The sequence below is a fragment of the Phocaeicola plebeius DSM 17135 genome, assembly GCF_000187895.1.
Lineage (GTDB): Bacteria > Bacteroidota > Bacteroidia > Bacteroidales > Bacteroidaceae > Phocaeicola > Phocaeicola plebeius.
Window position 1 is genome coordinate 98626 of the sequence record NZ_DS990118.1, and the last position, 12873, is coordinate 111498.

Genomic DNA, 12873 nt, shown 5'->3' on the forward strand with positions numbered 1-12873 from the left:
CATCGACAGGCTACGGTTTGCAAATCCTTTGTATGGTCCTATGCCTCTCCCCTCTTACAGAAAGAAGCATATCAGATGTATCAATTACTTACAGTTGCCAGTGCAACGAGGTTTGATTTGTTTGAAGAAATCATTACCCTTATTGTCTACCAGGATGAATGCCGGGAAATCTTCTACTTCAATCTTCCAGATAGCTTCCATACCCAGTTCCGGATATTCTACACATTCAATGCTCTTGATGTTGTTCTGAGCCAAGATGGCAGCCGGACCACCGATAGAACCCAAATAGAAACCACCGTGTTTCTTGCAGGCATCTGTTACAGCCTGGCTACGGTTACCTTTAGCCAACATAATCATAGAACCACCGTGACTCTGGAACAAGTCTACGTACGGGTCCATACGACCAGCAGTAGTCGGGCCCATAGAACCACAAGCCATACCCTGCGGAGTCTTAGCCGGACCAGCATAATAAATAGGATGATCCTTGATATACTGAGGCAGGTCTTCACCACGATCCAGACGTTCTTTCAGTTTGGCATGTGCAATGTCACGACCTACGATGATAGTACCGTTCAAAGACAGACGAGTAGCTACCGGATATTTATCCAGTTCAGCCAAGATTTCCGGCATCGGACGATTCAAGTCAATCTTCACAGCATTGCCTTCACCAGCCTGACGCAATTCTTCCGGAATCAGTTCGCCCGGATTTGAATCCAGTTTTTCAATCCAGATACCGTCTTTGTTGATTTTACAACGGATGTTACGGTCAGCAGAGCAAGATACACCCAAACCTACCGGACAAGAAGCACCGTGACGCGGCAAACGGATGATGCGTACATCGTGTGCATAGTATTTACCACCAAACTGAGCACCCAGACCGATGCGGTGTGCTTCTTCCAATACCTGTTTCTCCAGTTCTACATCGCGGAATGCGCGTCCGTATTCGTTACCAGTAGTCGGCAGGTTATCGTAGAAACGAGTAGAAGCCAATTTCACAGTCAACAGGTTCTTTTCAGCTGATGTACCACCAATTACAAATGCAATGTGATAAGGAGGACAAGCTGCAGTTCCCAAAGTCTTCATCTTTTCAACCAAGAACGGAACCAGTGTAGCCGGATTCAAGATGGCCTTTGTTTCCTGATACAAGTAAGTTTTGTTAGCAGAACCACCACCCTTTGTTACGCAAAGGAATTCATACTCCATACCCTGAGTAGCTTCGATGTCAATCTGAGCCGGCAAGTTGCAGCGAGTATTCACTTCTTCGTACATAGTAAGCGGAGCGTTCTGAGAATAACGAAGGTTTTCTTCTGTATAAGTCTTGTACACACCCAGAGAAAGCGCTTCTTCATCACAGTAGCCAGTCCAAACCTGCTGTCCTTTTTCACCGTGGATAATTGCTGTACCGGTATCCTGACAGAAAGGAAGTACGCCTTTGGCAGCTACTTCTGCATTACGCAGGAAAGTCAAAGCTACATACTTATCGTTATCGCTTGCTTCCGGGTCAGTCAGAATCTTTGCCACCTGTTCGTTGTGAGAGCGGCGCAACATGAAAGAAACATCGCGGAAAGCCGCATTGGCCATCGCAGTCAAACCTTCTTTTTCGATTTTCAGGATGGGTTTTCCTTCAAACTCGCTTACAGACACATAGTCTTTTGTAAGCAAATAGTATTCAGTTGTATCCTTGCCATGTTCAAACATTGGCTGATACTTGAATTCGGGTGTTGCCATAATACATTAAATTAATTGTGAGTTATTAGTGGACACAAAGTTACAAAGTATTATTGAAATTTTTCCTTAATTCCTACAAAAAGTTATCTGTAATTCTTCTTACTCTTCTATTGCACGAATCAAGTCCTTTTGCAGTACATCTACTCCGGGGAATCCCACATAACGTCCCTGCAATTTTCCGTCATGACTGATAATCAGATAAGCCGGAATCCCTGTTACTCCATAGGAAGTGCACAAGTACTTCCATTGTGAATCAGTAAGCCGATAGTGCACTCCCGTCATCTTGGACAAATTTGATTTCCAGATATTTTCGGGGGAAGAAGGTCCTGTCAGATAAATATATACGATGTCTTTCGATGACAGATTTTTCTTCAGCGGTACCATAGACTGCATACTTTTTTTACAAGGACCGCACCACGTAGCCCAGAAGTCTATCAAAATGGCACGCCCTTTATGAGGAGCAATAATCTTAGGAAGAATATCCGCCCCTTCTACCTGCGCATCCAGCGAAGCAATCACCGCTTCTTTCACCGACTCCATCCGTTCGGCATTCTGCTGAAGTGCTTCTGCCACAGCTTCCACATACATACGAATTTCCGGAAAATTCACCGTTTTCAGTACTTTCCGGTCATCAGAAGACAGAGAAGAGGAAGCAGTAAGCCGACTACAGATGGGCATCACCTGCTCATAGTCGGATTGTAACCTGGAAGCGACCTCCGGACTCTCCATCAAGCCTTTTTCAACGGCACGATAGGCATTCAGTGCAGCAGATGAAGGGGAACCGGCCAGCTCCCGGTTAATAGTCTCAGCAGCTCCGTCAAACCAGGCCTTCTGTTTTTTCTCGTAACGTTTACCCAGCAAACGGGAAGCGGACATGCTCAGGCGAGGAAGATTGATATATACGGTCACTTCTTCGTCGGGCACAAGAAACAACTTCAAAACAGCTTCATTCAACCGCAATGCCGTCAAAGTTGGTTGCAATAACTCTGTTTCCAAATGAAACGAGCCATCCTGACGGACTTTAATGCTTTGCTTCCACTCCTTAGGAAAAAGGCCGTCTTCATATTCCAGTTCCGTAAACAATGACATTCTCGGATCATACCCTAAAATATAACCGTTTACTATGGCCTTTCCTACCGACAATCCAGGTTCTGGAATTTCATTGCTCCGTTCCGGCTTATCTGTAGTAAGGTAATTAGGCACATACACATAAGGTTCTTCCCGACTCAACTGAATGCCAAAGATGTTCCATCCCATCTCAGGCTCAATAAAATCTACTTCATGCACATCCGAAGGAACCGGCGAAAAAGAAAGAGTTACTTCCAAAGTCCCATTCTCTTCGATTACTTCCGGCTCAGTCACTCCATCAATGGAAATACGTTCCGCCTCACGAAGCTGTGCCATCCCTCCATCGGCCCATTTCAATGCTGCTTTTGAAGAAATGACGACTGGGGTTCCCGGCTTACCATACATCACCGCATCAACCTGAGTCTGTTCACTGGTCTGGATAACCCGTTTGAATTCTATCTCCGCCGTATTCGACAATACGAAACCTGGATATTCCATTACCTTTCTTCTATTGGCCTGCACCTGCAAAGCCATGAAGCAAACGCAAAGCAAACATATATATCTGCATATCCTTTCCATACGCAGTACCTCCCATTTTACAATAAATTCTTTACACGTTCTATCAGTTCGTTTCCAAGCTCCGTTTTTACCTTTATATGTTCCAGCACCGCTGTCACAAACGGATTACTTTCGAACACGCCACGCACTTCTTCAAAGTCGCGCACCTTTTCCTCACTGCTTCCATCTGCCCCAAATCCGGTCATGGAAGTCAACGAGAATTCCTTCTTGGCATCTTCGTACACCATTTTATCCAGTCCCACTACGGCTTCCTGCCACTGACGTACGATAGCCACGATGTCTGCCGCTGTAATCTTATCAGCCTGCAGGCCATAGAATTCAAGCATCTTTTCATACGCCCACGTCCATTCATACGTATAATAGTTGGCGTGCATCTCTGCAAAACGGTCGTGTATCTCATCCACACTATTCAAACGGTCGCACTCAATATCTTCCATCAGACGTTCTATCTCACTCTTCGGAGCAATCAGTCCAGAAATATCCACCCATTCTCCAGTTCCAATCGGCGTATCTGGAATCAGACGAGTACGGATTTCTTCATCAGAAGCAAAACGAATGGCTTCCAAGCGCTTGATAACGGAGTTTCCCAGAAATTTATGGATAGCAGTCTCATAAAACTTGATTCCCTTATTCAGTGCCGAATTCTTGATTTTCGCACTTTGATAAGAGTAAATCTCGGAAGTTTCCCCCGACACACGAGCCAGTTCCTTCAAAATCTGTCGCCCTGCCATCATCTTCTGAATAGTGTACGGACTCAACAAGTTATAATTAATCTGGTCCAAACGGTTCGGGTCTTTCCGCTGGTCACGTTTAGGCCACTTCTGTGCATCACGAATTGTACCTACACTCCGCAAATTGACACCCGGCACCAGATAAGTTGTATTCTTTTCCTCTATCAAATAAGAAAAAGGCAGATTCGAAGTATCCGGATGGGTAACATGACGTCCCATCACCAGTGAGAAGGCACCAATACGGGCGGGCCACAGGATATAAGAATCAGAAGTGGTCTTAGCACCTCGCTCCAATGCCCCCTGATGAATCGGCCCCAACTTATACATATGGTTGCTCTGGTTAGAGCCTGAACCTGCATTCATGAACGAGAACATGCCGGCAATGAGTAATGTAGACTTATGGTGCGTTACGGTAAAGGGTCCGGCAAAAATGGCACAAGCCTCTCCATTTTCCTCCTGACAGTTACTGAAGAACAATGAATCAGAAGCCGAATAGGTATGCCCCAAATGACAAGCCTGCCCCACGAAACAACGTGTAAGCATCGTACCATCTTCTACGTATGAGCCACTTGAGATGATAAAATCATCACAAATCACTCCGTACCCAATATGCACCGGTGCGTACTCATTACTGTTGATACTTCCATTCTTCAAACGGCCGGCACCTTCAATCTGGCAATAATCCCCAATCCGTACATTCTTAATGTAACCGGCATTCACTATCATTACATGACTCCCGATAGCCCCTGTATCTGACGCATGTGACTCTGCATAAGACTCAATAATCTTTCGCATTTTGTCGATAAGCACCGGACGATGGCGGTAAAGTGCCATAATATAAGCCTGATGAGCAGATAGACGGTCATGAATAATCACCTCACGCCCACCAGTCTCATTTAAGACAGAAACTTCCACTCCATTTCCAAAACGGCTATGGCAATCTACCAAAATGATGTCTACATTCTCGATAAACGTATCATGCCCTATCTCATAGTTAGCTATATAATTCTTTACATTCTCAATGTAACAATTGTCACCCACCGTTACATTGTGTAAAGTAGCATAATACACACCAGAATGCTTAGCCATTCCACCAGCCAGAGTAAACTCCTTTTCAAAAACGCCCAGTCGCACTTTTCCAGAGAAACGAGTGTGATAAATATAATCTGTGCAAAAATTATCAGCTACTTCAACTCCACTCCAGTCGGAAGCAATACAATGCTGTGCCTCCAATCGTGCGATTTCTTCTCTTGTCAGTAAACGATAGTGTTGTGTCATATTTTTTGTTGTTATTCTTCGTCATATGTCTGATATAAAAAATCATTGTAAGGATACTTCTGCACATGCAGTTCCTTTACCTTTTTATATAATAATTCACGGAACTGATCAATATTAGTCTTTTCACGTGCGGAAATGAAGATACAATTATCATTCAGTTTCGCCATCCAAGTATGCATCAGTTCCTCCAGCGTAATATTTTCTTTCGTCTTCGGCGTCAAGTCATCTTCTGCCTTTTCCACATACGTATAGGCATCTACCTTATTAAATACAATCATACTCGGCTTTCCACCTGCACCCAAATCGGCAATTGTTTTCTCTACCACCTGAATCTGCTCTTCAAAATCGGGATGTGAAATATCAACTACGTGTACCAGCAAATCCGCCTCACGCACCTCGTCCAGCGTAGACTTAAACGAATCGACCAAGTCAGTCGGTAATTTCCGGATAAACCCTACCGTATCCGAAAGCAAGAAAGGTAAATTTTCGATAATGACTTTACGTACGGTAGTATCGAGCGTAGCAAACAATTTGTTTTCCGCAAAGACCTCACTCTTGGCCAGCAGGTTCATCAAGGTCGATTTACCCACGTTGGTATATCCCACCAGGGCCACACGAATCATGCGTCCACGGTTCTTGCGCTGAGTAGACTTCTGCGTATCAATTTCAGCCAAACGCTGCTTCAGCAAAGCCATACGGTTCAAGATGATACGGCGGTCCATTTCCAACTGAGTTTCACCCGGACCACGCAAACCTACAGAACCTTTACCACCACCGGCACCGGAACCACCACCCTGACGTTCCAAGTGCGTCCACAAACGCTGCAAACGCGGAAGCATGTACTTATACTGTGCCAGTTCTACTTGCGTCTTGGCATTGGCTGTCTGCGCACGCATCGCAAAAATATCCAGAATCAGTGAAGTACGGTCCAGAATCTTCACTTTCAGTTCATTCTCAATGTTACGGATTTGCTTGGCCGAAAGTTCATCATCGAAAATCACCATCCCGATTTCCGTCTCCTCGCTCTCATTCTGCAACTCCAGGTATTCTTTCACCTCTTGCAACTTACCTTTACCTACATAAGTCACCGAGTTCGGCGTATCCAGTTTCTGTGTAAAACGTTTTACTACCTCTGCCCCAGCCGTCTCAGCGAGGAAAGCCAGCTCATCCAAATATTCATTGGTCTTACGTTCATTCTGAGTCTGGGTTATCAAACCCACCAGCACAGCTTTTTCAGTCTGTGCTTCTGATATTACAAATTCTTTCATTCAGTGTAAATCTAATTTCTATACGGCACAAATATAAGCAAAAAGAGCGCATCTCTTTACAGATACGCTCTTTTATTTCTTTCTTATTTATTCAAATCCGGATTCATCAATTCTTCGCTTTGTGGAATCGGCCAGACATATCCGCTACTTTGCGGAGTAATCTGTGTTTTCCGTTCAAAGTTTGCCCCACGACGCAACACATCAATGCCTCGCATCGCCTCACCAATAAACTCCAGACGACGCTCGTTGTAAACCGCCATCTTCAAATCTTCACCAGACAAATGATCAATATCCAGCTGATTGCTTGTCTCCGGTAATGAACGGAATCTCACCTGTTTCAAATATTCTCTGGCAAGCTTTTCATTTTCAGTTCCACCCAAATTTACATAACACTCGGCCAAGTTCAACAATGTTTCCGCATAACGGAAAATCGGTGCCCAATCCAGTTTCTGTGCAGCATCCGTAAACTTCAGCAGCTGATTCTTTTCATTTTTCATCTGTACACGAGCATCATCAGCTGAATTGTAATTCGGCTTGCCCATGATACCGTTTTCCACGTCTACCCACAGAATTGTATTCTTAGCGTAATAATATTCTGCCAATCCTTGCTGGGTATTCGGACGATTTGTTTCCTTCATAGGCAAAGAGAATATGGTTTCATCCGTATAATAAGGTGCCTTGAACATATCTCCAAACTTGGGAGTCAGTTCGTATCCCGTCACCAGCTTACCTGCTTTTACCGCCTCTGTCCAATTGTTCATTGACATATATACACGCATTTTCAACATATTGGCAGCAGCCTGTGTAGCACGAGTCACAGTCGATTCATCCGCTGTTGTTTTTACCGGCAAAGCACTGATATTTTCCAAGTCCAAAAGAATCTGCTCGTAAACCTCCTTTACTGTTGCACGTTTCAAAGCATTGTGCTCTCCATCTTTTTCCGGAGTTAAACGTAAAGGCACAGATTTCGCATCCGGATTAATTACGTATGGTGTAGCATATAGATTATTCAAATAATAATAAGCAAATGCACGCACAAACTTTGCTTCTGCTTTGTACTGCTCATATTTTTCTCCAGCAACAGCTTTAGCGCCTTCCAATTCATCCAAGAAAATATTGACACGGTTAATGGCAGCGTATGCCATGCTCCAGGTCACCGTATTTTCTGCATCTGTTTTGCCCACATTAAACTTATATGTATTGGCCAAAGTAATCAAGTTCGGGTCAGAATTTACAATATCTTCTCCACGGTTATCAAATACCAGATAGGTTTTTCCTCCCATGAAGGAATCCGACGCATCATTTTTTATCGAACCGTACAAGCCTAATACAGCTGCTTCCAAACGATTTGCATCATTATAAATATCTCCCGGCTCAATGTACAAAGGTGGTTCCTGATCCAAGAAACTACTGCTGCAACTACTCAACGTAGTTCCAGCCATCAATATAGCATATACAATATATTTTTTCATTCGAATCTGCTTTTAAAAATTCAACAATTAAAACGCCAAGTTTACACCAAATGTGTAGGTACGTGCCTGTGGCAAGGTATTTTTATCCGTACCCGGAGCCAGAGTAGCATTGGTCGTATTCGACATCACCTCCGGATCCATACCAGAATAGCCCGTAATTACGAACAAGTTCTGCACCTGTGCATATACACGCAACTTGCTGATACCGATGGCGCTCGCCCAGTTCTTCGTATTGAAAGTATAACCCAGTGAAATATTCTTCAAACGCAAGTAATCACCTTTTTCCACCCACTCGCTGATAGGCATGGCCGAACCATTAGAATAGTTATCGCCATACACTGGTTTCGGGAACATGGCATTTTTTCTTTCCGGAGTCCAGTAATTCTGAAGCACTTCCTTCGAGTTATTCCAATAACGCATATCGCTTACCGTAGCCTTTGTACCATTATAGATATAGTTTCCACCTGAGAACTGGAAGAACAAAGACAAGTCAAAATTCTTGTAAGAGAAATTATTGCTCCATCCACCATACCAAGTAGGCAACGTATTGCCACAAATTACCGGTTTCAGACTACCCTCATAAGGTGTTCCATCTTCAAGAATCCATTTTGCCTCTGAGGCATGATTATACAGCACACGTTCTCCATTCTCTCCATAGAACACACGGAACCCAGTTTCCGGATCTACTCCACCTGTCGGTGTCAGATACAACTGACCGATAGACTTGCCTGGTACTGTAATATTTGTAATTTCCAATCCACTGGCATCACCTTTGATAATATTATCCAAACCGTTAGCCAGAGATACAACCTTATTACGAGTAGTCGTAATATTAAAACTAGTATTCCATTTGAATGCACCGTCACGTAAAATATCCGCAGAAATCGTCAACTCTATACCTGAGTTCGTCATCTTTCCGGCGTTAGTTGTCAGGATATTTCCAGGAAGACCTTTTGAAGGAGCCTGCGGCACATCCAAAATCAAGTCTGAAGATTTCGTATAGAAATAGTCAAAATCAATATCAAAACGATCAAGTACACGTGCACTGAAACCTACGTCATACTTTTCTGAAGATTCCCATTTCAAATTCGGGTCAGCAATCTTACTCAGACGATAACTTCCCTGAGAACCATAATAATAAGGAGAATAGTACGAGCGTGAAGCGTAATCATCGATATTCGTATTACCCACTACACCATAACTACCTTTAATCTTAAAATCTTCCACCACATGCTTAAGTGGTTCAAAAAAAGTCTCTTCAGACACACGCCATGCAGCCGAAACACCTCCGAAGTTACCCCAGCGGTTATCCTTGCTTAATGCAGAAAGTCCATCACGACGGAAATTGATAGAGAACATGTATTTCGATGCAAAGTCATAGTTGATACGTCCAAAATACGAAACCATAGAACTTTTGGAAATACTTCCTGAAGCCGTTGCATTAGCAAAGGTACCTTGGAAATTTGTAAACTTGTCATCCTGCAATCCCGTACGAGCAGCATCCCATTCATTGTAGCTGCTTTCAGTAGCTTCCATACCTACCAGGAAATTGAAATGATGGCGATTAGCTGTAAAATCATACGTAGCTGTATTCGTCCAAGTCCAGATACTGCTATGTACCGCCGCATTAAATGCATATCCTCCATTATTCACACCATCTCCATGATTAGGTGACCAGAAACGAGAGTTTTCAATACGCGCATCGTCAATATTATACTGGGTTTTCAATGTAAGACCTTTCACAGGAGTAACTTCTGCAAAGAAACTGCTCAAAATACGCGTTACGTCTACATTCGTCTTGTTACCCAGTTCCACCAAAGCAACCGGATTTGAGAAAGTATTCATCACTGCATTCGGTCCATAACCTAATACCCCCAACGAACGGTCATAATATCCTTTTCCATTTTCATCGTAAATAGGAATATTAGGAGAGTTAGCCAGCGCCATACGCGGAAAACCACCTACTGCAAAGTTTGAACCGTTACGTGCCGCATCCACCTGCGCCGTAGAACTTACGTTCACGCTTGAGTTCATACCAATCTTCAGCCAGTCTGTCACGTTAGCCACAATGTTAGCCTTACCGCCCAGACGTTTATAGTTATCGCCTACTACAATACCTTTCTGCGTATTGTAATTAGCCGACATATAATATTTCACTTTTTCCGTTCCACCACTTACTGCTACAGTCTGGTCTTGTGTAAACCCATTCTGAAAAATAGCGTCTGCCCAATTAGAGTCTACTCCCGGCATCAAGTTAAACGCCTTATCACCATAAGCAGGATTAGCTATGAATGTCTTATCCATAGCAGCCAGTTCTGCCGCTACATCTGTTCCGTATGCATTACGAACCGCCATGTTCTTGAAGTCTACATACTCCTGTGCATTCATCATATCAATAAACTTCGTCCGGTTAGAGAAACCGACAGAAGCATCATACGTTACTTTTGCTTTTCCGCTGCTTCCCTGCTTGGTAGTAATCAGCACGACCCCGTTTGCCGCACGTGAACCATACAAAGCTGCTGCTGCCGCATCCTTCAACACGTCAATAGAAAGAATATCGGCCGGATTAATGTCTGCCAGCGCATTGGCATTACCCAATCCTCCACCCAAATCCCCCGACTGAATCGGCATTCCATCCACTACGTACAAAGGAGAAGTACCCGAAGTAATAGAGTTTACACCACGGATATGTACCACAGGAGCCTGACCTACTCCTCCAGAAGGAGTCGTTACATTCAAACCAGAGGCACGTCCCTGCATCATCTGGTCCAAACTTGTATTAGGCACGTCCTTTAAAGCATCGTTACGGATTGAAGCTACTGAAGCAGTTACCGTACGTGCGCTCTGCGTACCATACGCCACAACCACCACTTCTTCCAAAGCCTGCGCATCCGACTTCAACACTACGTTCACCACCGGTTTTACAGCTACTTCCTGGCTCTGCAAGCCGATAAAAGAAACTACTAAAGTTTTTGCCGAAGCCGGCACACCAGAAATTGTAAAGTTTCCATCAATGTCGGTCACTGTCCCTACAGTAGTACCTTTTACCAACACCGATGCGCCCACTACAGGTAAACCATCTTCTTCAGAAGTAACGTTACCAGTTACTTTTGAAACTTGAGCGTTTACCAGACCGATACCTATCATCAGGCAGGTCATTAACAGCATCAATTTTCTTTTCATAAAAATCTCTCTTAAAGTTTAACTTTACATTAATAAAAATTCATTCACTCTAACGGGAGGCAAAAGTACTAATATCTTTTTAAATATTTATACTGTTTTCCAGAAAATACCTGCAAAAGGTTGCTTTTTAACACTTATACGTGCCACTTTTATGCAAAAGTCTGTTTTTATAAAGTAAATGATGTGCATTTCTTGTACTTGCACTTTATTATAATGCAAAAATATGAATCCTTTTTCGCCGGCACTTGTTACTTTTAATTTGGTTAAAATAGGCACTATATAGGTAATAATCTTCTTCTTATTGCATATTATCTGCATATTTTCTTAAAAACAACATAGTATGAACAAGATTTATTTCAGATTGGTCTACAATCGTAAAAAGAAGTTAAACAAATCAGGTAATGCTCTTATTCAGGTAGAAGCTTATAGAAATCGCAAGAAGGTTTACATTTCGACAGGAATATATGTTAATCCGCAACAATGGGACAAGCATCATAGCAAAATTATTCAACATCCACACTGTGAGGAACTGAATCGAATGTTGGAAGAGTTTATGCTGCAATTACAATGGGAGGAATTAAAATCATGGAAACGTGGCGTTCATATTAACTTGTCTGCTTTTAAAACTCTCAACCATCAAAATGATACTGAAAGAATAACATTTTTACCCTTTGGTAGAAACTGGGTAGAACATTCATCACGCAAGGATACTACCAAAAAGAACCTTCTTACGACATTGGATCTACTCAATCACTTTCGTTCTTCTATTGAATTTGAAGATATAACTTATTCATTTCTTCTTGAGTTTGAAGATTTCATGCGACAAAAAATGTACGAAACAAATACAATTGCCAAACACATGCGACAATTGAGGACTTTTGTTAACGAGGCTATTAAAAGAGGATACATTCAGCCGGAAGATTATCCGTTCAGAAAGTACCAGATAAAAACAACTCAGAGCAAACATAGTTTTCTGCTACCTGAAGAAATCAGGAAACTGGAAAAACTGGAACTGCCATTGTGCTCAAAATCGCTAATACATAGTTTAAAGGCTTTTTTATTTTGTTGTTACACAGGAGTCCGGTATTCAGACTTTGTACATCTTAATGAAAATAACATTGTCACAATAAAAGGAGAAAAATGGCTTATATTTAGAACTGTAAAGACTAATACGGAAGTTAGCATACCACTATACCTTCTCTTTCAAGGGAAAGCGCTCCGATTATTGCAGGAGTATAATCGGAATGTGAATGATTTTTTTCATTTAAAATCGAATTCTTCCGTAAATAAGGATTTAAAGAAAATAGGTATGTTGGCTAAAATAGAAAAGCACTTTTCATTTCATACGGCCCGACATACTAATGCTACTCTTTTGATTTATAATGGTGCACAAATAACTACAGTCCAGAAACTGTTAGGGCACCAGAGTGTGAAGACTACTCAAGGATACAGTGATATTTTTTCGGGAACGATTGTAAAAGACTTGAAGAAATGTAAGTTTTAATTTTTTGTAATACATTAAATTTCCAATATAGTCATGTAAATTTATGTTAACTTCTTTTTGTC

At 42.5% G+C, this 12873-nt stretch carries 7 protein-coding genes; 1 reads left to right on the forward strand and 6 read right to left on the reverse strand.

Features of this window, described 5'->3' with window-relative positions:
• Positions 1-84: 84 nt before the first annotated feature.
• From BACPLE_RS00395 to BACPLE_RS00420, 6 genes are all read right to left on the reverse strand, one after another.
• Positions 85-1728 (reverse strand): fumarate hydratase, encoded by a 1644-nt coding sequence (locus BACPLE_RS00395; protein WP_007557817.1) that lies wholly within the window; start codon positions 1726-1728, stop codon positions 85-87.
• Positions 1729-1827: 99 nt separating this feature from the next.
• Positions 1828-3375, reverse strand: a complete 1548-nt coding sequence (locus BACPLE_RS00400; RefSeq protein WP_040312283.1) for a TlpA family protein disulfide reductase — start codon at positions 3373-3375, stop codon at positions 1828-1830.
• A 17-nt stretch (positions 3376-3392) separates the two neighbouring features.
• The gene (locus tag BACPLE_RS00405) at positions 3393-5384 is read right to left on the reverse strand and encodes a DUF4954 family protein (RefSeq protein ID WP_007557821.1); all 1992 of its coding nucleotides are present in this window, start codon (positions 5382-5384) and stop codon (positions 3393-3395) included.
• Positions 5385-5395: 11 nt separating this feature from the next.
• Complete coding sequence (hflX, locus tag BACPLE_RS00410) at positions 5396-6652, reverse strand: GTPase HflX (protein WP_007557823.1); 1257 nt, start codon at positions 6650-6652, stop codon at positions 5396-5398.
• 83 nt (positions 6653-6735) lie between these two features.
• Positions 6736-8124: a RagB/SusD family nutrient uptake outer membrane protein gene (locus tag BACPLE_RS00415; RefSeq protein ID WP_007557825.1), complete on the reverse strand. Its 1389-nt coding sequence runs from the start codon at positions 8122-8124 to the stop codon at positions 6736-6738.
• Positions 8125-8151: 27 nt separating this feature from the next.
• Positions 8152-11307: a SusC/RagA family TonB-linked outer membrane protein gene (locus BACPLE_RS00420; protein WP_007557827.1), complete on the reverse strand. Its 3156-nt coding sequence runs from the start codon at positions 11305-11307 to the stop codon at positions 8152-8154.
• 340 nt (positions 11308-11647) lie between these two features.
• Between BACPLE_RS00420 and BACPLE_RS00430 the strand changes: the two genes are divergently transcribed.
• Positions 11648-12811, forward strand: coding sequence for a site-specific integrase (locus BACPLE_RS00430; protein WP_007557831.1), 1164 nt, complete (start codon positions 11648-11650; stop codon positions 12809-12811).
• Positions 12812-12873: the final 62 nt, after the last annotated feature.